At 69.0% G+C, this 21,545-nt stretch carries 21 protein-coding genes; 13 read left to right on the top strand and 8 right to left on the bottom strand.

Annotated features, from left to right (window positions below):
* The first annotated feature begins 4 nt into the window (after positions 1 to 4).
* Positions 5 to 901, top strand: coding sequence for a LysR substrate-binding domain-containing protein (locus AVS7_RS13340; protein WP_020228907.1), 897 nt, complete (start codon positions 5 to 7; stop codon positions 899 to 901).
* A 141-nt stretch (positions 902 to 1,042) separates the two neighbouring features.
* Positions 1,043 to 2,527 (top strand): FAD-linked oxidase C-terminal domain-containing protein, encoded by a 1,485-nt coding sequence (locus AVS7_RS13335; protein ID WP_020228906.1) that lies wholly within the window; start codon positions 1,043 to 1,045, stop codon positions 2,525 to 2,527.
* 46 nt (positions 2,528 to 2,573) lie between these two features.
* Here AVS7_RS13335 and AVS7_RS13330 read toward each other — a convergent pair whose 3' ends face one another.
* Positions 2,574 to 3,896: a DUF445 domain-containing protein gene (locus AVS7_RS13330; RefSeq protein WP_020228905.1), complete on the bottom strand. Its 1,323-nt coding sequence runs from the start codon at positions 3,894 to 3,896 to the stop codon at positions 2,574 to 2,576.
* A gap of 74 nt (positions 3,897 to 3,970) precedes the next feature.
* Complete coding sequence (locus AVS7_RS24460) at positions 3,971 to 4,168, bottom strand: hypothetical protein (RefSeq protein WP_024001551.1); 198 nt, start codon at positions 4,166 to 4,168, stop codon at positions 3,971 to 3,973.
* A 132-nt stretch (positions 4,169 to 4,300) separates the two neighbouring features.
* On the opposite strand from AVS7_RS24460, the gene AVS7_RS13325 reads away from it, so the two are divergent.
* Entirely contained in the window at positions 4,301 to 4,729 is a 429-nt protein-coding gene (locus tag AVS7_RS13325) for a hypothetical protein (protein WP_034690921.1), read from the top strand.
* 76 nt (positions 4,730 to 4,805) lie between these two features.
* Positions 4,806 to 5,753, top strand: coding sequence for an NAD-dependent epimerase/dehydratase family protein (locus AVS7_RS13320; protein ID WP_024001550.1), 948 nt, complete (start codon positions 4,806 to 4,808; stop codon positions 5,751 to 5,753).
* Positions 5,754 to 5,756: 3 nt separating this feature from the next.
* Here AVS7_RS13320 and AVS7_RS13315 read toward each other — a convergent pair whose 3' ends face one another.
* Complete coding sequence (locus AVS7_RS13315) at positions 5,757 to 6,896, bottom strand: aminotransferase class V-fold PLP-dependent enzyme (protein WP_024001549.1); 1,140 nt, start codon at positions 6,894 to 6,896, stop codon at positions 5,757 to 5,759.
* Between the two features lie 105 nt (positions 6,897 to 7,001).
* Here AVS7_RS13315 and AVS7_RS13310 point away from each other — a divergent pair, with 105 nt between their 5' ends.
* From AVS7_RS13310 to AVS7_RS13300, 3 genes are all read left to right on the top strand, one after another.
* Positions 7,002 to 8,216, top strand: coding sequence for an efflux RND transporter periplasmic adaptor subunit (locus tag AVS7_RS13310; RefSeq protein WP_020228900.1), 1,215 nt, complete (start codon positions 7,002 to 7,004; stop codon positions 8,214 to 8,216).
* Between the two features lie 10 nt (positions 8,217 to 8,226).
* Positions 8,227 to 10,242: a MacB family efflux pump subunit gene (locus AVS7_RS13305; protein ID WP_020228899.1), complete on the top strand. Its 2,016-nt coding sequence runs from the start codon at positions 8,227 to 8,229 to the stop codon at positions 10,240 to 10,242.
* Between the two features lie 89 nt (positions 10,243 to 10,331).
* Positions 10,332 to 11,717 carry an efflux transporter outer membrane subunit gene (locus tag AVS7_RS13300; protein ID WP_034690920.1) on the top strand — a complete coding sequence of 462 codons (1,386 nt, stop codon included), beginning with the start codon at positions 10,332 to 10,334 and terminating at the stop codon, positions 11,715 to 11,717.
* Positions 11,718 to 11,771: 54 nt separating this feature from the next.
* Here the strand turns inward: AVS7_RS13300 and AVS7_RS13295 are convergent, their stop codons facing one another.
* Entirely contained in the window at positions 11,772 to 12,635 is an 864-nt protein-coding gene (locus tag AVS7_RS13295; protein WP_049696924.1) for a LysR substrate-binding domain-containing protein, read from the bottom strand.
* 85 nt (positions 12,636 to 12,720) lie between these two features.
* On the opposite strand from AVS7_RS13295, the gene ltaE reads away from it, so the two are divergent.
* On the top strand, positions 12,721 to 13,788 hold the full coding sequence (gene ltaE / locus AVS7_RS13290; protein WP_020228896.1) for a low-specificity L-threonine aldolase: 1,068 nt from the start codon (positions 12,721 to 12,723) through the stop codon (positions 13,786 to 13,788).
* Between the two features lie 12 nt (positions 13,789 to 13,800).
* Here the strand turns inward: ltaE and AVS7_RS13285 are convergent, their stop codons facing one another.
* Positions 13,801 to 14,523 carry a YggS family pyridoxal phosphate-dependent enzyme gene (locus AVS7_RS13285; RefSeq protein ID WP_020228895.1) on the bottom strand — a complete coding sequence of 241 codons (723 nt, stop codon included), beginning with the start codon at positions 14,521 to 14,523 and terminating at the stop codon, positions 13,801 to 13,803.
* Positions 14,524 to 14,564: 41 nt separating this feature from the next.
* On the opposite strand from AVS7_RS13285, the gene AVS7_RS13280 reads away from it, so the two are divergent.
* The 4 genes from AVS7_RS13280 (at position 14,565) to AVS7_RS13265 (ending at position 18,503) form a co-directional block, all read left to right on the top strand.
* Positions 14,565 to 15,608 (top strand): type IV pilus twitching motility protein PilT, encoded by a 1,044-nt coding sequence (locus tag AVS7_RS13280; protein ID WP_020228894.1) that lies wholly within the window; start codon positions 14,565 to 14,567, stop codon positions 15,606 to 15,608.
* Between the two features lie 79 nt (positions 15,609 to 15,687).
* Positions 15,688 to 16,317 (top strand): cyclic nucleotide-binding domain-containing protein, encoded by a 630-nt coding sequence (locus AVS7_RS13275; protein WP_020228893.1) that lies wholly within the window; start codon positions 15,688 to 15,690, stop codon positions 16,315 to 16,317.
* Between the two features lie 43 nt (positions 16,318 to 16,360).
* Positions 16,361 to 17,497, top strand: coding sequence for a PilT/PilU family type 4a pilus ATPase (locus AVS7_RS13270; RefSeq protein WP_020228892.1), 1,137 nt, complete (start codon positions 16,361 to 16,363; stop codon positions 17,495 to 17,497).
* 76 nt (positions 17,498 to 17,573) lie between these two features.
* On the top strand, positions 17,574 to 18,503 hold the full coding sequence (locus AVS7_RS13265) for an NAD(P)-dependent oxidoreductase (protein ID WP_020228891.1): 930 nt from the start codon (positions 17,574 to 17,576) through the stop codon (positions 18,501 to 18,503).
* Positions 18,504 to 18,567: 64 nt separating this feature from the next.
* Here AVS7_RS13265 and AVS7_RS13260 read toward each other — a convergent pair whose 3' ends face one another.
* The 3 genes from AVS7_RS13260 to AVS7_RS13250 form a co-directional block, all read right to left on the bottom strand.
* Positions 18,568 to 19,224, bottom strand: a complete 657-nt coding sequence (locus tag AVS7_RS13260) for a BON domain-containing protein (RefSeq protein WP_020228890.1) — start codon at positions 19,222 to 19,224, stop codon at positions 18,568 to 18,570.
* Positions 19,221 to 19,805, bottom strand: a complete 585-nt coding sequence (locus AVS7_RS13255) for an SIS domain-containing protein (protein ID WP_020228889.1) — start codon at positions 19,803 to 19,805, stop codon at positions 19,221 to 19,223. Before AVS7_RS13255 ends, AVS7_RS13260 begins: the two co-directional genes overlap by 4 nt.
* A 61-nt stretch (positions 19,806 to 19,866) precedes the next feature.
* Positions 19,867 to 20,274, bottom strand: coding sequence for a YraN family protein (locus tag AVS7_RS13250; RefSeq protein WP_020228888.1), 408 nt, complete (start codon positions 20,272 to 20,274; stop codon positions 19,867 to 19,869).
* On the opposite strand from AVS7_RS13250, the gene rsmI reads away from it, so the two are divergent.
* Positions 20,274 to 21,200: a 16S rRNA (cytidine(1402)-2'-O)-methyltransferase gene (gene rsmI, locus AVS7_RS13245; protein WP_024001546.1), complete on the top strand. Its 927-nt coding sequence runs from the start codon at positions 20,274 to 20,276 to the stop codon at positions 21,198 to 21,200. The two genes, AVS7_RS13250 and rsmI, sit on opposite strands and share 1 nt — an antisense overlap.
* Positions 21,201 to 21,545: the final 345 nt, after the last annotated feature.

The following is a 21,545-nucleotide window of genomic DNA, read 5'->3' as shown; positions in this document are numbered from 1 at the left end:
CACCATGGCCCCGCCCGCACTGGACATGGCTGGACTGCGGCGCATCCCGCCCATCCAGTGCCTGCTGACCTTCGAGGCGCTGGCGCGCCTGCGCAGCGTGACGCAGACGGCCGACGAGCTGTGCGTCACGCCCAGCGCCGTGAGCCACCGCGTCAAGCAGCTCGAGCAGATCCTGGGCACGCGCCTGTTCGGCCGCGCGGACTTCTCCCTCACCACCGACGGCAGCGCCTACCTGGCCCACGTGCGCGAGGGCCTCACCGCGCTGCAGCGCTTCCCCGGCGCGGCCGGCGCGCCGGGCAAGCGGCGGCTGAAGATCGCCGTCACCCCCACGTTCGCGCGCGCCATCCTCATCCCGCGGCTGCGCCAGTTCACCGAAGCCTACCCCGAGATCGACCTGGCCCTGCAGGTCTCCATCCCGCTGCTGGACGTGGTGGCCGAGGACGCCGACCTCGTGGTGCGCTTCGGCCCTGGCCACTACGCCGACATGGAGCACGTGGAGATCGCGCGCGACGTGGTCACGCCCCTGGCCTCGCCCGGCTTCGTGCGCGAGCACGGCCCCTTCGAGCGCCCGGAGGACCTGCAGGACGTGCCCCTGCTGCGCAGCCCGCTGGAGCCCTGGCGCAGCTGGTTCGACGCCTGCGGCCTGGACTGGCCCGCGCCCGCCGAGGGCTCGCAGTTCAACGACATCGGCCTGATGTGCGACGCGGCCGCCGCCGGCATGGGCGTGGCGCTGGTGCGCCTCAAGCTCGGAGCGCCCTGGCTGGACCAGGGCACGCTGGTGCGCCTGTTCGACACCGAGGCGCCCAGCCCGCACGCGCACTACCTGTGCTGGCGCACCGGCACCATGGACCGCTGGGAGTGCGCCGCGTTCGCCGAGTGGCTGCGCCGCTCCATGGCCTGAGAATACAAGCCGAATCGGCATCCAGCGCTTATCTGGAAAGCGCAAGCAGCTATCAATAGTGAAGCATTCGCACAACCTGCTTCACGGCCGCCTGCAAGAAAACTCAAAGCCCCCGCGCCCGCCATCGCCTACAGTGGCGGGATGTCCAGCCCCACACCCACCGAGCGCGCCCAGCGCCAGTCCGAAGTCGTGCAGGCCCTCTCGGCCTGCGTGCCGCAGCACGCGCTGCTCTGGCAGAGCGAGGACACCACGCCCTACGAGTGCGACGGCCTCACCGCCTACCGCCAGCGCCCGCTGGTCGTCTGCCTGCCGGAGACCGAGGAGGAGGTACAGGCCGTGCTCAAGGCCTGCCACCGCCTGCAGGTGCCCGTGGTCGCGCGCGGCGCGGGCACGGGCCTGTCGGGCGGGGCCATGCCGCATGCGATGGGCGTGACGCTGTCGCTGGCCAAATTCAATCGCATCCTCTCGGTCGACCCCGTGAGCCGCACCGCGCGCGTGCAGTGCGGCGTGCGCAACCTCGCCATCAGCGAGGCGGCCGCGCCCCACGGCCTCTACTACGCGCCCGACCCCAGCAGCCAGATCGCCTGCACCATCGGCGGCAACGTGGCCGAGAACTCCGGCGGCGTGCACTGCCTGAAATACGGCCTGACGGTGCACAACGTGCTGCGCGTGCGCGGCTTCACCATGGAGGGCGAGCCCGTCACCTTCGGCAGCGAGGCGCTGGACGCGCCCGGCTACGACCTGCTGGCCGCCGTGATCGGCAGCGAGGGCATGCTGGCCGTGGCGCTGGAAGTCACCGTCAAGCTGGTGCCCAAGCCGCAGCTCGCGCGCTGCATCATGGCCAGCTTCGACGACGTGCGCAAAGCCGGCGACGCGGTGGCCGCCGTGATCGCCGCCGGCATCATCCCCGCCGGGCTGGAGATGATGGACAAGCCCATGACCGCCGCCGTCGAGGACTTCGTGAAGGCCGGCTACGACCTGACGGCCGAGGCCATCCTGCTGTGCGAATCCGACGGCACGCCCGAGGAGGTGGAGGAGGAAATCGCCCGCATGAGCGAGGTGCTGCGCGGCGCGGGCGCCACCGCCATCAGCGTGAGCGAGAGCGAGGAGGAGCGCATGCGCTTCTGGAGCGGCCGCAAGAACGCCTTCCCCGCCAGCGGCCGCATCAGCCCCGACTACATGTGCATGGACTCCACCATCCCGCGCAAGCGCCTGGCCGACATCCTGCTCGCCATCCAGGAGATGGAGAAGAAGTACCGCCTGCGCTGCTGCAACGTGTTCCACGCGGGCGACGGCAACCTGCACCCGCTGATCCTGTTCGATGCCAACGACCCCGACGAGTTGCACCGCTGCGAACTCTTCGGCGCCGACATCCTGGAGACCAGCGTGCGGATGGGCGGCACGGTGACGGGCGAGCACGGCGTGGGCGTGGAGAAGCTCAACAGCATGTGCACCCAGTTCACCACCGAGGAGAACGCGCAGATGATCGCCCTGAAGCACGCGTTCGACCCGGCCGGTCTGCTCAACCCCGGCAAGGTGATTCCCACGCTCAACCGCTGCGCCGAATACGGAAAGATGCTGGTGCGCGGCGGGCAGATCAGCCACCCGGACCTGCCACGCTTCTAAAGCCCAATCGGCCTCTAGCGCTTATCCATTAAGCGCTGGCAGCTATTCAATTCATAGTGCGCAGCGCGTTCCACAGCGCGCCCGCGTGCGACACCGAGAACAGCACCAGCCCGATCAGCCCGCCCACCAGCGTGCCGTTGATGCGGATGTACTGCAGGTCGCGGCCGATGTGCAGCTCCACCAGGCGCGAGAGCTCGCGCGCGTCCCAGCGGCGCACCGTGTCGCTGATGTGCGTGGCCACGGACTGCGCCACGTCGGGCGCCAGCGTGGCCACCCACAGCTCCAGCTGCACGTTCAGGCGGATGCGCAGCGCCGCATCGCCCGCGAGCGACATGCCCAGCCACTGGCCCAGCTCCGCCGCGCGGCGCGCGACCACGGAGTCGGGGTTGTCCAGGTCGGCGCGCAGCTTGCCGCGCAGGTCCGCCCAGAGGCCGCTCACGTAGCGGCCCAGCACTTCGTCGTTCTGCAGGTAGTCGCGCAGCTCCTCGCCGCGCCGCGTCCATTCGGGGTCGTCCTGCAGACGGGCCGCCAGGCGCTGCAGCGCGCCGTCCAGCGCCTCGCGCAGCTCGTGCTGCGGGTCCTCGGCCACGGCCTTGAGCAGCGTGTCCACCGCATGGGTGATGGCCGCCGCGCCCTTGCCCGAGAGCCAGTCGGTGGGCAGCACCTTCTGCTTGAGCGGATGCTCGCGCCGGATCCACTGCACCAGCGTGTCGGCGACGAAGGCGCGCGCCTGCGGCGTGCGCACCATGCCGCCCACGCGCGCCAGCACGTCGTCCAGCAGCGCCTGGTGGCGCCCTTCATGGGTGAGCGCCGAGATCGCCGCGGACATGGAGCGCGACAGGTCCAGCCGCGCCACCAGCGCGCGCGCCGACTGCGCGAGGAAAGCCTGGATCTTGGCGTCCTCCGCCGTCTCCAGCGCCATCAGTCCCAGGCGCGCCACCTGCCGCCCCAGCAGGCCGGCGTTGGCCGGCGCGCTGAGCCACTGCGCCAGCATGCCGGCCGGGTTGTGGCGGCGAATCATGGAGACGAGCGCGGGCGCATCCAGGAACTCGTCGCGCACGAAGGCCGCGAGGTTGCCGCCGATGCGGTCCTTGTTGCGCGCGATGATGTCCGTGTGCCGCTGCACCAGCGGCAGCGGCACGCGCCGGAACAGCGCCGACACGGCGAACCAGTCGGCCAGCGCGCCGACCATCGCGGCCTCGGCCACGGCCTTGATGGCGTCGGACCACAGGCTGCGCGGCGCAATGGTGCTGGCGATGAAGAGGGCGGCGAACAGCAGCAGCAGGCCCAGGGCCAGCCGCCGGGCCCGGGCCAGGTCCGCCTGGCGGGCGAGGGTGGCGCTCTCGGTCGAGCCAAGGGAAGGGATCATTGGCAAGGCGGGTACTTCGGAGGCCCCACGCTATCACGCCCCATGGCGGCGCCGCGTCGGAAGAAAGCCCGTGTTCAGCCCGGCGGCTTCGCGTCGCCGGCGGGCCGGGGCGAGTCGCGCAACTCGCGCAGGCGCCGCACGTTGGCCTGCATGGCGTCGAGTTGGGCGCGCGTCAACGGCGGCACCTGCGGCAGGGCTGCGGGCCGCTGGGTGTCCGCGATCGCACACGGCGGAGGAAGGGGTGGATTCTTGGGCTGGGAAGGAAGGCTCATGAAAACTCCTGCAACTGCCGGCAACGAGGGCCGGCCATGCTGCCTCTCTTTGTTGTAACCGAAGCGCAATCATTTTACGTAACTATCCCATTGAATAACGCCTACACGTGGCGGCCTTCCTAGTGTGACTGCATGCAGGATGCAAAGACACAGTTTGCGCAGAGGTTACGTGCGGCGATGGTGGCAGCGGGCTACGAGCCCAAGCCTGCCGTGCTGGAGCGCGAGTTCAACACCCGCCACTGGGGCAAGCCCATGACCTTGCACGGCGTACGCCGCTGGCTGCTGGGCGAGACCCTGCCCGACCATCGCAAGCTCGCGACGCTGGCCGACTGGCTGGGCGTGCCCGTGCAGGCGCTGGTCTACGGCAGCACGGACAAGCATGCCGTGCGCGAACGCCAGCCCCAATGGCACACGGGCGTGGGCTACCAGGATCGGGAGCTGTTCGACATCTACCTGCGTCTGCCCGTGCCCAAGCGCCGCCTGGCGCGCGACGTGATCCTGGCCATTGCCCGAGCGCACGAGGCCGAGCAGGCCGAAGCCGCCGCACGCGAAGCCCGCTGAACGGCGGGCGCCGGGTTTGGCATTGCAGTGGGCTTCAAGGTTAATCTGCCCGCCGTCAGCCACACAACGCCACACTATGGACGCGAACGGAGTACAGACGGTATTGGGGGCCAACGGCCAGATCGCCACGGAACTGGCGCGCGCGCTGCGGCGCCGTCACACGGACCGCCTGCGGCTCGTCAGCCGCAATCCCCGCCCGGTGAACGGCGACGACCACCTGGTATCCGCCAACCTGCTGGATGCGCGGCAGACCCTGGAGGCGGTGCAAGGCAGCAGCGTCGTCTACTTCACGGCCGGCCTGCCGCCGGACACCGCGCTGTGGGAAGCGCAGTTCCCCACGATGCTGAAGAACGCCCTGGACGCCTGCCGCGCGGCGGGCGCCCGCTTCGCCTACTTCGACAACACCTACATGTACCCGCAGGACAGCCGGCTGCAGACAGAGGCGACGCCCTTCGCGCCCGTGGGACGCAAGGGCAAGGTGCGCGCGGCGATGGCCACCATGGTGCTCGAGGAGATGGCGCGCGGGGAGATTCCCGTGCTTATCGGCCGGGCCCCCGAGTTCTACGGCCCCGGCAAGACGCAGAGCTTCACCAATGCACTGGTCATCGAGCAGCTCCAGGCCGGCGAGAAGCCCCGCGTGCCCGTGCGCGACGACACGCGGCGCACGCTCATCTGGACGCCCGATGCGAGCCGCGCGCTGGCGGCCCTGGGCAATGCGCCCGATGCGTTCGGGCAGACCTGGCACCTGCCCTGCTGCGACGATCGGCCGACGTACCGCGAGTTCGTCGCCATGGCCTGCGAGGTGTTCGGCCGGGAGGCGCCCTATACGGTCATCGGCAAGTGGACCCTGGCCGCCGCCGGGCTGTTCTCGAAGCAGGTGCGCGAGATCCGGGAACTGCTGCCCCGCTACGGGCAGGACAACCTCTTCGACTCCGCGAAGTTCAAGCGCCGGTTTCCCGGCTTCGAGGTGACCACCTACCGGCAGGGGCTGGACCTGATCCGGCAGGAGGGCGCGACCCCATGAGCGTCAGCCGCGCGGCGCCACCTTGTCGAGCGCGGCGGCGAGCTGGCCCACGGTGCGGTCCACGTTGTGCCACTTCTCCAGGCCGAAGAGGCCGATGCGGAAGGTCTGGAAGTCCGGCCCTTCGTCGCACTGCAGCGGCACGCCCGAGGCGGTCTGCAGGCCCACCTCCAGGAACTTCTTGCCGCTCTGGATGCCAGGGTCGGTGGTATAGCTCACGACCACGCCGGGCGCCTTCCAGCCCTCGGCCGCCACGCTGGGGAAGCCGCGCGACTCGAGCAGCGCACGCACCTTGGCGCCCAGGGCGATCTGCTCCTCGCGCACCTTGGCGAAGCCGTAGGCGCGCGTCTCCAGCATCACGTCGCGCAGGCGCACCAGCGCGTCGGTGGGCATGGTGGTGTGGTAGGCGTGCTGGCCCTTCTCGTAGCCTTCCGCGATCTGCATCCATTTCTTGAGGTCGCACGAGAAGCTGGAGCTTTGCGTGCCGTCGATGGCCTGGCGCGCGCGCTCGCTGAGCATCACCATGGCACAGCAGGGCGAGCTGCTCCAGCCCTTCTGCGGCGCCGAGATCAGCACGTCCACGCCGGTCTTCTCCATGTCCACCCACATGGCGCCCGAGGCCACGCAGTCGAGCACGAAGAGCGCGCCCACCTCGTGCGCGGCGGCGCTTACGGTGCGGATGTAGTCGTCGGTCAGCAGGATGCCGCTGGCCGTCTCCACGTGCGGCGCGAAGACCACCTTCGGCGCCTCGGCGCGGATGGCTGCGGCCACCTCGTCAGCCGGGCACGGCGCCCAGGGTGCCTGCGGGCCGTCGCCCTGCCTGCGCGCCTTGCACACCACGGCGCCGCCGCCCAGGCCCGCATCGGCGTCGAAGATCTGGCTCCAGCGGTAGCTGAACCAGCCGTTGCGCACGATGAGCACCTTCTGCCGGTTGGCGAACTGGCGCGCCACGGCCTCCATGCCGAAGGTGCCGCTGCCGGGCACGAGCACGGCCGTGTGCGCGTGGTAGACCTCCTTGAGCGTGGCCAGGATGTCCTGCATCACGCCCGTGAAGCGCTTGGACATGTGGTTGAGCGCACGGTCGGTGTAGACCACCGAGAATTCGAGCAGGCCATCGGGGTCGACATCGGGCAAGAGTCCGGGCATGGGGCAGGTTCTCCGTCGGAAATCGGGCCAGCTTAGCACGCCGGTTTACCCAACTTTACGCAAGCGCCACAAGCGGCCCCGGGCGGCCTTGGCACACTCGCGGCCATGCCGATCTCCCGCAAGCTCTTCACCCCCTGGCGCATCGTCCTCGCCCTGATCGTGCTCGCGGCCCTGGCCGTGGGCGCCAAGCTGCTGTTCTTCAGCGCCCCGCCCGCCCCGCGCTTCGTGACCGCCACCGCCACGCGCGGCGACCTGGAGGATTCGGTGCTGGCCACGGGCACCGTGCAGGCCTTCAAGCAGGTGAGCGTGGGCGCGCAGGTGTCGGGCCAGGTCAAGACCCTGTTCGTGGAGCTGGGCCAGCGCGTGAAGAAGGGCGAGCCCGTGGCCGAGATCGACTCGACCACGCAGCAGAACACCGTGCGCAACGCCGAGGCCGCGCTGGAGAACGTGCGCGCCCAGCTCGCCGCGCAGCAGGCCTCGCTGATCGAGGCCGAGCTGGCCTACAAGCGCCAGAAACACCTGTTCGACAACGAGGCGGGCTCGCGCGCCGACTTCGAGGCCGCCGAGGCCAAGCTCGCCACCACGCGCGCCAACATCGCCGCGCTGCGCGCCCAGATCAAGCAGGCCGAGATCACGGCCGACACGGCCAAGGTGAACCTGGGCTACACGAAGATCGTCTCGCCCATCGACGGCATCGTCGTGGCATTGGTGGTGCAGCAGGGCCAGACGGTGAACGCCAACCAGACCACCCCCACCATCATCAAGGTGGCGCAGCTCGACACGGTGACGGTGAAGACCCAGATCTCCGAGGCCGACGTGGTGAAGGTGCAGCCCGGCCTGCCCGTGTACTTCACGATCCTGGGCCAGCCCGACGAGCGCTACCACGCCAAGCTGCGCACCATCGAGCCCGCGACCGACGCCATCCTCACCGAGAGCACGGGCGCATCGTCCTCCAGCACGAGCACCAGCACCACCACGGCCATCTACTACAACGGCCTGTTCGACGTGCCCAACCCGGACAACAAGCTGCGCATCTCGATGACGGCGCAGGTGACCATCGTGCGCGCGCAGGCCAAGGACGCGATCGTCACCCCCTCGTCGGCGCTCGGCCGCCGCGGCAAGGACGGCCGCTACGCCGTGCGCGTGCTGGGCGAGGACGGCCAGCCCCAGCAGCGCCAGATCCGCGTGGGCATCAACAACAACGTGAGCGCCGAGGTGACCGAGGGCCTGGCCGAGGGCGACAAGGTCGTGCTGGGCGAAGCCGCCGCCGGCGGAGCGCCGCAGCAGGGCAACATGCGTCGCCCGCCGATGCGCCTGTGAGGCCGCCGCGATGAAGCAGGAATTCCCCTCCTCCACCGTGGGCGGCGCTGCAGGCGGCACGGGCCCCGCGCTGCTCGAGCTGCGCGGTCTGCGCCGCGAATTCCCGGCCGGCGAAGGCACCATCGCCGTGCTCAAGGACATCGACCTGGACATCCGCGCGGGCGAGATGGTGGCCATCGTCGGGCAGTCGGGCTCGGGCAAGTCCACGCTCATGAACATCCTGGGCTGCCTGGACCAGCCCACCGCCGGCAGCTACCGCGTGGGCGGGCGCGAGACGCACTCGCTGGATGCCGACGAGCTGGCCGCGCTGCGCCGGGGCCACTTCGGCTTCATATTCCAGCGCTACCACCTGCTGGGCGACCTGACGGCGCGCGGCAACGTGGAGGTGCCGGCCGTGTACGCCGGCGTGCCCGGCCCGCAGCGCCACGAGCGCGCCGCAGCCCTGCTGGCGCGGCTGGGCCTGCAGGACCGCATGGGCCACCGTCCCGGCCAGCTCTCGGGCGGGCAGCAGCAGCGCGTGTCCATCGCGCGGGCGCTCATAAACGGCGGCAGCGTGATCCTGGCCGACGAGCCCACGGGCGCACTCGACACCGCGAGCGGCGAGGAGGTGATGAAGATCCTCCAGGAGCTGCACGCCGAAGGCCACACCATCATCATCGTGACGCACGACATGGCCGTGGCCGAGCATGCCGAGCGGATCATCGAGATCCGCGACGGCTGCATCATCGGCGACCACCCCACGGCGCGCGCCGCCGCGCGCACCCCAACCGGCCCCGCGGCCGGCGCCCGCCCCGCCGCGCCCGCGCCGCGCGACGGGCTAGGGGCGCTGCGCGACCGCTTCATCGAAGCCTTCCAGATGGCGCTGCTGGCCATGAACGCGCACCGCCTGCGCACCTTCCTGACCATGCTGGGCATCATCATCGGCATCGCCTCGGTGGTGGCCGTGGTGGCGCTGGGCGAGGGCTCGCGCCAGCAGGTGCTCAAGAACATCAGCGCCATCGGCACCAACACCATCGAGATCTTCTCGGGCTCGGGCTTCGGTGACCGGCGCGCGGCCGCCGTGCGCACCCTGGTGCCCGCCGATGCCGACGCGCTCGCGCGCCAGGGCTACGTGGACAGCGTCACGCCCACGCTGTCCAGCAGCGTGACGGCCCGCTACCGCAACGTCGAGGCCTCGGCCACGGTGATGGGCGCAGGCGAGCAGTACTTCCGCGTCAAGGGCGTGAAGATCGCCCAGGGCAACGCCTTCGACGCCGACAACGTCGCGCGCCGCGACCAGGTGGCCGTGATCGACGACAACACGCGCAAGACGCTGTTCCCCAACACGCCCAACCCCGTGGGCGAGGTCGTGCTGCTGGGCAGCGTGCCGGTGCGCGTGATCGGCGTGGCGGCCAAAAGCGACTCGGCCTTCGGCAACAGCGAGGCGCTCAACGTCTTCGTGCCCTACACCACGGCCATGAGCCGCGTCGTCAACCAGAACTACCTGCGCAGCATCACGGTGCGCGTGCGCGACGACGCGCCCACCGAGGCCGCCGAGCAGGGCATCAACCAGCTGCTGGAGCGACGCCACGGGCGCAAGGACTTCTACGTGCTCAACACCGACAGCATCCGCCAGACGATCGAGGCCACCACGCGCACCATGACGCTGCTGATCTCCTCCATCGCCGTGATCTCGCTGGTGGTGGGCGGCATCGGCGTGATGAACATCATGCTGGTCAGCGTGACCGAGCGCACGCGCGAGATCGGCGTGCGCATGGCCGTGGGGGCGCGCCAGAGCGACATCCAGCAGCAGTTCCTGATCGAGGCCGTGCTGGTGTGCCTGATCGGCGGCGTGCTCGGCATCCTGGCCGCGCTCGCGTTCGGCGCGGTGTTCGCGCGCGCCAGCAGCGAGTTCCAGATGGCGTACTCGACCAGCTCCATGGCCGCGGCCTTCGCGTGCGCCTCGCTGATCGGCGTGGTCTTCGGCTTCCTGCCGGCGCGCAGCGCCGCACGGCTCGACCCGGTCCAGGCGCTGGCGCGTGAGTAGCTCTCTTTTCAATAGCTGCTTGCGCTTTCCAGATAAGCGCTAGAGGCCGATTTGGCTTGTATTTTTCGGACGAAAACCCAGGGCTTCCCATGACACAGACCGCACTCCTTCGCCCCGCCATGCTGGCGCTGGCCCTGGCGCTCGCCGGCTGCTCCACGCTGCGCACGCCCTACGAGGCGCCCGCCGTGGCGGTGCCCGCCCAATGGCCGAACGCCCCGCAGGCACAGGCCGGCGCACGCGATGCGCAGGCCGCCACCGGCCACTGGTGGAAGGCCTTCAACGACCCGGTGCTCGACAGCCTGGTCGAAGCCGCGCTGACGCGCAACAACAACCTGGCCGCGGCCACCATCCAGGTGCGGCGCGCGCAGCTGCAGGCCCGGCTCACGGAGCACCGCCCCAGCGTCAACGCGAACCTCAGCACGAGCGCGGGGCGGCCGCTGGACGGCGGCGGCACCACGCGCTCGAACAGCGCCTCGCTGGGCGTGAGCTACGAGCTGGACCTGTGGAACCGCCTGGGCGCATCGCTCGACGCCGCGCGCTGGGAAGCCCAGGCCACGGCAGAGGACCGCGAGGCCACGGCCCAGGCCCTGGCGGGCACCACGGCCACGCTGTACTGGCAGCTCGCCTACTACAACCAGCGCCTGGCGGCGGCCACCGAGAGCATCGGCTATGCCGAGCGCACGCTCGCGCTGGTGCAGACGCAATACGACGCGGGCGCGGTCTCGTCACTGGAACTGGCCGAGTCGCGCCAGAGCCTGGCGAGCCAGCGCGCCGCCCTGGCCAATTTGCAGCAGCAGTACGTGGAAACCTCGAACGCGCTCGTGCTGTTGTTCGACGGCTCGGCCACCGGACCCGCCGCCCCGGGATGGAGCGCGCCGCAAACCCTGCCCGCCGCGTCGCTGCCCGACGTGACCGCCGGCCTGCCGGCCGAGCTGCTGGCGCGCCGCCCCGACCTGCGCGCGGCCGAGCTGCGGCTGCGCGGCACGCTGGCCAGCGGCGACGCGACGCGCCTGTCGTACTACCCCCAGCTCTCGCTCACCGGAGCGCTCGGCGGCGCCAGCAGCGCGCTCGGCAGCGTGCTGGCCAATCCCGTGGCCACGCTGGGCGCGGGGCTGGTGCTGCCGTTCCTCAACCAGACGGAGATGCGCATCAGCACCGCCATCGCGCAGGCCGACTACGAGCGCGCAGTGGTCACCTTCCGCCAGACGCTCTACCAGGCCCTGACCGACGTGGACAACGCGCTGTCGGCCCGCCGGCAGTACGCCGAGCAGGCTGCGCAGCTCGAACAGTCGCTGGCCGACGCGCGCAGGGCCGAGCGCCTCTACGAGGTGCGCTACCGCGCGGGCGCCGTGGCGCTCAAGCCCTGGCTCGACGCCCAGGAAAAGCGCCGCTCCGCCGAGACGGCACTGGCCGAGAACCGGCTGAACCGCCTGGTCAACCACGCCACGCTGTACCAGGCCCTGGGCGGCGCCTGAGCATCATTGCGCGGGTGGCACCTGCCCGCGCAGCCACGCCATGAAACGGTCGCGTTACACCGAGCGCCTGCCGCGCGGCCACAGCAGCACGTAGGCACCCTGCCCGGCCACGCTGCCGTGCGGCGCGACGAGCCGCCCCTGCGCCAGCGCATCGGCCACCAGCGGCACGGGGGCCACGAGCGCGCCCAGGCCCGATTCGGCGGCCTGGATGGCCAGGAACCAGTGCTCGAACATCTGCGAGGGCGCAGCCGCCCGGCCCGCCACGCCGTCCGCCTGCGGGCAGGCCAATACCCACTGGGCCCAGGCATCGGGTCGCGTGGCGCTGTGCAGGCGCCGCACGGTGCGCGGCGCCTGCTGCCAGGCCGGCAGCAGCGCGGGCGCCAGCACAAGGGCCATGGGTTCGGGCACCAGCGGCGCCGTCTGCACCGCGCGGACCGGGGCGAAGTCGTCGCGGCGGATGGCCACGTCCGCACCTTCGGCGCCGAAGTCCACCGGGCCGCCGCCCGCCTGGACGTGCACCACCACTTCCGGGTGCCGCGCCTGGAAGCTGCCCAGCCGGGGAATGAGCCAGCGCAGCGCCAGCGAGCGTTCGCACGACACGGCCAGCCGGTGCGCTCCCGCATCGGCGGCCGGCACGGCCACCGCCTGCCAGGCGGTGGCGAGCGCTTCGAGCGCCTGCGCCGTGGAGGCCGCCAGCACCCGGCCCGCGCGCGTGGGCGCGGCCTTGCGGCTGCCGCGCTCCAGCAGCCGCACGCCGGCCTTGGCCTCCAGCGCGCTGATGCGCTTGCTGACGGCGCCCTGCGTCAGCGCCAGCGCGTCGGCCGCGGCCCCGATGCCGCCGTGGCGCACCACGGCGTCGAACACGCGCAGGTCTTCGAGCGGCAGGCGCGGTGAAGTGGTGGGTTTCCTGTTTCTCATGGATGGCGGCAGCATTTCTCAACCTCGGCGGCGTCGGCTGCACGCACACTCACGGCCATCGACACCCCGCCCGAGGATAGCCACCATGCCCGACTTTCGCAGCGACACCGTCACCCAGCCCACGCCCGCCATGCGGCACGCCATGCTGCAGGCGCCGTTGGGCGACGACGTGTTCGGCGACGATCCGTCCGTGAACGCCCTGCAGGACCATGCCGCGCAGTTGCTCGGCTTCGAGGCCGCGCTGTTCGCGCCCACCGGCACGCAGACCAACCTGATCGCGCTCATGGGCCACTGCCAGCGCGGCGACGAGGCCATCGTGGGCCAGAGCTGGCACACCTACCGCTGGGAAGGCGGCGGCATGGCCGTGCTCGGCTCGATCCAGCCCCAGCCGGTGGAGACCCAGCCCGACGGCACGCTGCGCCCGGCCGACATCGCGGCCGCCATCAAGCCCGACGATCCGCACTTCGCGCGCTCGCGCCTCGTGGTGCTGGAGAACACCACGGGCGGCCAGGCCCTGCCGCTGCCCTACATCGCCGATGTTGCGCAGCTCGCGCGCTCGCGCGGCCTGGCACTGCACCTGGATGGCGCGCGCCTGTTCAACGCGGCCACGGCCCAGGCCGAAGCGGACGGCAGCGACGTGTACGAGGCGGCGCGCGCCATCTGCGCGCATTTCGACACCGCGTCGGTCTGCCTCTCCAAGGGGCTGGGCGCACCCGTGGGCTCGCTGCTGCTGGGCCCGCAGGCCTTCATCCGCCAGGCGCGGCGCACGCGCAAGATCCTGGGCGGCGGCATGCGCCAGGTGGGCCTGCTGGCCGCCGCCGGCCACCATGCGCTGCAGCACCACGTGCGGCGCATGGCCGACGACCACGCCCTGCTGCGCACGCTCGCGCAGGGCCTGGCCGAGGCGGGGCGCAGCCACCCGGCGCTGGCGGGCAAGCTGGCCGTGGCCTCGGCCCACACCAACATCCTGTTCTGCGACGTGCAGGCCGATGTGGCCCCGGCCTTCACGGCCTGGCTCGCGCAGCACGGAGTGCGCGTGACCGGCAGCCTCTACGGCGGCGCCACGCGCCTGCGCTGGGTCACGCACCTCGACGTGGGGCCGCAGGACGTGGCGCAGGCCTTGGACTGCATCCGGCGCTTCGCGCCGGCCTGAGCGGCGCGCCGCTCAGCCGGCGCGCGCGTAGCTGCGCGCGCCGAAGATGCCGCTGCCCACGCGCACCAGGGTGCTGCCCGCGGCCACGGCGGCCTCCAGGTCGCCCGTCATGCCAAGGGACAGCGTATCGAACTGTTCCAGCCCGGCCACGCCGCTGGCCTTGATCTGGTCGAAAACGGCTGCCGCCCTGTGGTGGAGAGCGCGCTGCGCCTCGAAATCAGGAGCATCATCAGGAATACTCATGATGCCGCGCAGCACCAGGCGCGGCAGCCGAGCCACCGCCTCGGCCAGCGCCAGCGCCTCGCCGGGCGCCACGCCGGACTTGGTGGGCCCGCCGTCCACGTTGACCTGCAGGCACACCATGAGCGGAGGCAGGTGCGCGGGGCGCTGCTCCGACAGGCGCTGCGCGATCTTGAGGCGGTCCACGGTGTGCGCCCAGTCGAAGTGCTCGGCCACCAGCCGCGTCTTGTTGCTCTGGATGGGGCCGATGCAATGCCACTGCAGCGGCCGGGGCAGCTGCATGTCCGCCACCACGGCCATTTTTTCCACGGCCTCCTGGATGTAGTTCTCGCCGAAGGCGCATTGGCCGGCGAGCGCCGCATCGCGCACGGCCTCGGGTCCGAAGGTCTTGGAAACGGCCAGCAGCGCCACGGCATCCGCAGGGCGCCCGGCCGCCGCGCAGGCCCGCGCGATGCGGCTTTGCACGTGCTGGAGGTTGTTACCGATCGTCGTCATAATGTCCGCCCAAGCGTACCAAACGATTCGAGGGACCTTCCGTGGACATCACCCAACTGCTCGCCTTCAGCGTGAAAAACAAGGCGTCGGACCTGCACCTTTCCGCAGGCCTGCCGCCGATGATCCGGGTCCACGGGGATGTACGCCGCATCAATGTGGATGCGCTGGACCACAAGACCGTCCACGCCATGGTGTACGACATCATGAGCGATGCGCAGCGCAAGGCCTACGAGGAGTTCCTGGAAGTCGATTTCTCGTTCGAGATCGACGGCCTGGCGCGCTTTCGCGTCAACGCGTTCAACCAGAACCGCGGTGCGGCCGCCGTGTTCCGGACCATCCCGAGCAAGATCCTCACGCTGGAGCAGCTCAACGCGCCCAAGATCTTCGCCGACCTGTCCCTCAAGCCGCGCGGCCTGGTGCTGGTGACCGGCCCGACGGGTTCGGGCAAGTCCACTACGCTGGCAGCGATGATCAACCACCTCAACGAGACGGAGTACGGCCACATCCTCACCATCGAGGACCCGATCGAGTTCGTGCACGAGTCCAAGAAGTGCCTGGTGAACCAGCGCGAGGTGGGGCCGATGACGCTGTCGTTCGCCGCGGCGCTCAAGTCCGCGCTGCGCGAAGACCCGGATGCCATCCTCGTCGGCGAAATGCGCGACCTGGAGACCATCCGCCTGGCCATGACGGCGGCCGAGACGGGCCACCTGGTGTTCGGCACGCTGCACACGTCGAGCGCCGCCAAGACCATCGACCGGATCATCGACGTGTTCCCCGCCGAGGAAAAGGAGATGGTACGGGCGATGCTGTCGGAGTCGCTGCAGGCCGTGATCTCGCAGACGCTGTGCAAGCTCAAGGACGGTTCCGGCCGCGTGGCGGCGCACGAGATCATGCTGGGCACCAGCGCCATCCGCAACCTGATCCGCGAGGCCAAGGTGGCGCAGATGTATTCCACCATCCAGACGGGCAACAGCGCGGGCATGCAGACGCTGGACCAGAATCTCACCGAATTGGTGCGTCGCAACATCATCAGTCCCGCCGAAGCGCGCAGCAAGGCTAAGATTCCGGAGAACTTCCCCGGCTAGCCGCTTGCGGGTGCGGCCGGGCACCACGTCATCCTAGAAGCCACTGGCCTCGCAGTGGCCCAGCGATCGGAGCATTCCCATGAAAGGCATCCTCAGCCTGCTCAAGACCAAGGCCCGCAAGCCCAGCGAAGAGAGCCACGACTCGGTGTTCTTCACCACGGCCTTCGCCGGCCAGGGCGTGGACGAATCCCTGCTCGTGCCCTGGGAAGCGCGCGCGGTGGAGGTCGGCGCCAAGCGCCTGCCCAAGAGCCGCGGCGGCAAGCTGCTGCAGTCGCTGTGGGGCAAGGACAAGTACATGGCGCACCTGGATCAGGATGCCGTGGAACGCATGGAGCGCTTTTTCGAGTTCGCCGCCATTCCACCCAACCGCGACGTCATCCGCCAGGACGAATACGGCAACTTCATGGTGGTGCTGCTCACCGGCACCATCGCCGTGGACCGCGTGCAGCCCTGGGGCGAGCAGCTGCGGCTGGCCGAGACCCGCCCCGGCGACATCCTGGGCGAGATGTCGCTGCTCGACAGCGGCATCCGGTTCTCCGCATGCACCACGCTCACCGACTGCGAAGTCGCCGTGCTGAGCGCCGAGGCCATGGACGAGATGATGTCCCAGGACCCCCAGCTGGCCGCCAGCCTGGTCGCATTGCTGGCACGCAAGCTCTCCCTGCGGCTGCGCGTGGTGAGTGCGCGGCTGAGCGAGAATCAACGCTGAACAGCGGTCCCATACACAAGGCGAGTCCACGGGAGGTACAGGGATGGAACGCGATCAGGCCAGTAAATTCATCAACGACCTGCTCAAGCTGATGGTCAGCCGGGGAGGGAGCGACCTGTTCATCACGGCGGACTTCCCTCCGGCCATCAAGGTGGACGGCAAGGTCACCAAGGTGTCGCCACAGCCGCTCACCCCCACGCACACCCTGACGCTGGCACGCTCGATCATGAGCGACAAGCAGGTGGCGGATTTCGAGCGCACCAAGGAATGCAATTTCGCCATCGCGCCCGCTGGCGTCGGACGCTTCCGCGTCAACGCCTTCATCCAGCAAGGCCGCGTGGGCATGGTGCTGCGGACCATTCCGCTCACCCTGCCGACCATCGATGGCCTGGGCTTGCCGCAGGTGCTCAAGGAAATCACCATGACCAAGCGCGGCCTGTGCATCTTGGTCGGCGCCACAGGCTCGGGCAAGTCGACCTCCCTGGCCGCCATGGTGGACTGGCGCAACGAGCACTCGTTCGGCCACATCATCACGGTGGAGGACCCCATCGAGTTCGTGCATCCGCACAAGAACTGCGTCGTCACGCAGCGCGAGGTGGGCCTGGATACCGACAGCTGGGAAGCCGCGTTGAAGAACACACTGCGCCAGGCGCCCGACGTGATCCTGATGGGCGAGATCCGCGACCGCGAAACCATGGAGCACGCCGTGGCCTTCGCCGAAACCGGCCACCTGTGCCTGGCCACGCTGCACGCCAACAGTGCCAACCAGGCGCTGGACCGGATCATCAACTTCTTTCCCGAGGAACGCCGCGCGCAACTGCTCATGGACCTGTCGCTGAACCTGCGCGCCATGGTCTCGCAGCGCCTCCTTCCCAAGCAGGACGGCAAGGGCCGGGCCGCAGCGGTCGAGGTGATGCTCAACACGCCGCTGATCGCCGACCTGATCTTCAAGGGCGAGGTGGCCGAGATCAAGGAGATCATGAAGAAGAGCCGCAACCTCGGCATGCAGACTTTCGACCAGGCACTGTTCGATCTGTTCGAGGCGAATGTGGTCACCTACGAGGATGCCTTGCGCAACGCGGACTCGGTGAACGATCTGCGCCTGCAGATCAAGCTGAGCAGCCAACGCGCCAAGACCACGGATCTCGCCTCCGGCACCGAACACTTCGCCATCGTGTGACCGTACGCCGGCGCACGGTTGCAGCCCCCAGCCCGCCCACAGCGGCGGGTCGTTTTTTATTGGAGACCCACTAGACATGACCAGCAGCATCAATCCCCGCACCTACGAGCCGGCTCCCGCGCGCCGCGTGGCCTTCCTGGGCCTGGGCGTCATGGGCTATCCCATGGCAGGCCATCTGGCGCGCGCAGGCCATGCCGTGACCGTCTACAACCGCACGGCCGCCAAGTCGGAAGCATGGTGCGCCGAGTTCGCGGAAACCGGCAAGGTGCAGCACGCGAACACGCCTCGCGAGGCGGCGCAGGGCGCGGACATCGTCTTCTGCTGCGTGGGCAACGACGACGATCTGCGCTCCGTGGTGCTGGGCGCCGACGGCGCCTTTGCCGGCATGCAGCCCGGCGCCATCTTCGTGGACCACACCACGGCCTCCGCCGCCGTGGCACGCGAACTCGATACGGCAGCGAAGGCCCTGGGCCTGCAGTTCATCGATGCCCCGGTCTCCGGCGGGCAGGCCGGCGCCCAAAACGGACAGTTGACGGTGATGTGCGGAGGCAGCCAGCCGGCCTTCGACGCGGTGCGCCCCACTGCACTGGCCTTCTCCCGCGCCTTCACCCGCATCGGCGACAGTGGGGCCGGCCAGCTGGCCAAGATGGTGAACCAGATCTGCATCGCCGGACTGGTGCAGGGCCTGTCGGAAGCCATTGCGTTCGGCCAGCACGCCGGCCTTGACATGCCCCTGGTGCTCGACGTGATCAGCAAGGGCGCCGCCCAAAGCTGGCAGATGGAGAACCGGGGCAAGACCATGGTCGAAGGACGCTTCGACTTCGGGTTTGCCGTGGACTGGATGCGCAAGGATCTGGGCCTGGTGCTCGACGAAGCCAAGCGCAACGGCGCCCGCCTGCCGGTGACGGCGCTGGTGGACCAGTTCTACGCCGACGTGCAGCGTGCGGGCGGCAACCGGTGGGATACCTCGAGCCTCATCACCCGCCTCGTGACCAAGAAGGCCTGACCTCCATTGCAAGGGCACGGTGTGGCAGGCGCGCTCACGCGCAGCCTGCCTATTGCCCGCTCTGCTACTGCTGAGCAGCAGGATCCTGGGAGACGGGCGCCGGCTGCCGCACGGCTGCCCGGCTGAGCTCTTCCTCGGAAATCGTTTCAAAGACACGGACCACCTTGCGCACGCCGTTCACGCCCCGTGCGATCTCTGTCGCCCGCTTGGCCTCGCGCTCGGTCACACGCCCCATCAGGTAGACCACGTTCCGCTCGGTCACCACCTTGAACGCGTTGGCAGACAGGTCCTTGGCATCCACGAGGCTGGCACGCACCTTACCGGTGATGAAGGTGTCGTTGGAGCGCTGGCTCAGCGTGGAGTTGGGCATCACGCCCAGGTCATTGACCACCGAGCGCACGTTCTCCACGCCCAGCGCGATCTGCTCCACCTTCTGCCCATCGGCGGCGGCCGGCACTTCGCCCGTCAGCAGCACCTGGCGGTTGTAGCTCGTGACGTTCACATGCACGTTGTCGCCCAGGATCTCGCGGATGCGGCTGGCCGTGCGGAACTCGATCCCCTCGTCCTCCACCTGCGAGCCTGCGGTGCGCCGGTCGGTGGCGACCAGAGTGCCCATGACGGCGCCGCCCCCGATGACGAGCGGGGCGCATGCCGCCAAGCCGCCCGCCAACGTCACCGCGGCCAGCAACGCGCATGGAGTGCGCACGATCTGGAATGTCATAGAGGAATCTCCTGTTCTCCAAGTAATTGGGCATCCACCCCATCGCACAGGCAATGCAATACCAGGCTGTGCACCTCCCGCACCCGCGCGGCGCGGTCATGCGGCACGCAGATCTGCACATCGGTTTCGTGCAGCAAGGAAGCCAAGCCCCCGCTATCGCGGCCGCACAGGGCGACGACCGTCATGTCGCGCTCGTGGGCAGCCTGCACGGCATCCAGGACGGCAGGCTCATTGCCATCGGCGGTAATGGCCAGCAGCAGGTCACCCGCCTGGCCCAAGGCGCGGACCTGCCGTGCCAGGGCAGCGCTATCGGTGCCTGCCATCCATATCGCCTCGTGCGTAAGTGCCAGGGCGGCCAGTTCCGGCCGGTCCCGCTCGAAGCCGGATACGCACAGGGCGGCGAATTGCTGCGCCTGCGGGGCCGAGAGGCCGCAGCCGCATGCCAGGACCTTCGCTCCATTGGTCACGCAGGCCAGAATGGCCTGCACCGCGGCCTCGATCGGTTGGCTAAGAACCTGCGCCGCCTGGTACTTCAGGTCGGCACTGTCGATGAAATGCTGTTGGACACGTTGCTCAAGCATGAGCCGTGGATGATACCTGCGGGCACCCTGCCTTCTGTAGCAAACGGTAGGCGTACAGGCACTACCCTGCGTCGAAAGCGGCGCGCAGCCATTGCAAGGAACCATCCTCGATGGAGATCACGTCGAAGCGGCACGCTGGCGGGGAGGACCAACGCATCAGAAAGTACTGCGCCGCCCGCACGAGCCTCTGCTGCTTGACCCGTCCCACGCTCCCTGCCGCACCGCCAAAGGCGGCCGTCGCACGGCTGCGCACCTCGACGAAGACCAATGTGCCGTCCCGTTCGCGCATGACAAGGTCAATTTCCCCTCCCCCCCGGCCAGGCGTCCGATAATTGCGTTCGACCAGCAGCATGCCGGCGCTGATCAGGTACGCGAGCGCTTCGTCCTCTGCGTGCTGGCCCCGCTGCAGCGTGGTGCCCGCTTTGCGCCTCACACCGCCCGTATTGGTTTTTTTGCCGAGGAAACCCATTGTCCGCCTCCTTTTCCTCCGCCCTGAGTGCCGCACGTGAAGCGGCAGCATCCCAGCATTATCCGCAGGGAGCACTGTATGTCGTGGCCACGCCAATCGGCAACTTGGCCGACATCACTCTGCGGGCACTGCATGTCCTGCAGCTTGTAGATGCCATCGCATGCGAGGACACCCGCCATACACAGGCCCTGTTGCGCGCGTACGGCGTAGACAAGAGCCCGGAACAGTTGATCTCCGTGCACCAGCACAACGAAGCGCAGGCAGCACAAAAGGTGATTGAACGTCTGGGACGCGGAGAGAGGATCGCCTATGCAAGCGATGCCGGCACCCCGGGCATCAGCGACCCCGGAGCCCGCCTGGTGGCAGCAGTACACGCCGCCGGCATGCGCTGCATTCCGCTTCCGGGCGCCAGCAGTGTGACGTGCGCCATGAGTGTTGCCGGAGCCATCGCCGGCGCCTCCCACGACAATGGTTTCGTATTTGCCGGATTCCTGCCCGCCAAAGGCAGCGAGCGCGCCGCCGCCCTGCAACAGCTGGCCAGCGAACCACGGAGTGCCGTCCTGCTGGAAGCCCCGCATCGCATTGCCAGCCTGGCATCCGACCTGGCCGCGCTGGGTGCACGCCAAGTCACCCTGGCACGGGAACTCACCAAGCAATACGAAGAAATCGCTACGTGCCGTGCAGACGCACTAGCCGCATGGCTGGCGACAGGTGCGCAACGCGCCCGCGGAGAATTCGTGGTGATCGTGCATCCACTCGCACATGCCACTCCCGCCATGGATGGCGAAGGACTGCGAGTGCTTCGGCTGTTGCTGGAGGCCTTGCCCGTGAAGACTGCCGTGCGCCTCGCAGCAGACATCACCCAAGAGCCCAGGAATGCGCTGTACCAGCAAGCACTGGCCCTGAAGCAGACAACTTCGCAATAGCTGCCAAGAAGCCTGCTCCCGGGCCATGGACAGGCACTTCGACCAAAGTGCAAGCGAACAAGACAAAAAAAAGCCACGACGGTTATGAGCCAAATAAACAGGCTAGGTGTTTTTTGGTTTTATTCGTTATTTAATCAACGTAACATGTTGATTTACAACATTTTTCGATGTGCAGAAGGTTGATCAACCATCAACAATCAAGGCCGATTTCGCACATTTTTACCGGTTTTCCAAGACTTCTTTGCATCTGCACTTTCGGCGAAAGTGACCATTAGGGAAGGTCTGCACAACCCTGCCGCCACCCGCGTGATGTGAGACATTGCCGACATGAAGCAAATGAGCCTG

It is taken from the genome of Acidovorax sp. MR-S7 (assembly GCF_000400995.2).
In the GTDB taxonomy this organism is placed as follows: domain Bacteria; phylum Pseudomonadota; class Gammaproteobacteria; order Burkholderiales; family Burkholderiaceae_C; genus MR-S7.
Note: the sequence above shows the minus strand (reverse complement) of the source record. Positions and strands in the feature narration are given on the sequence as shown.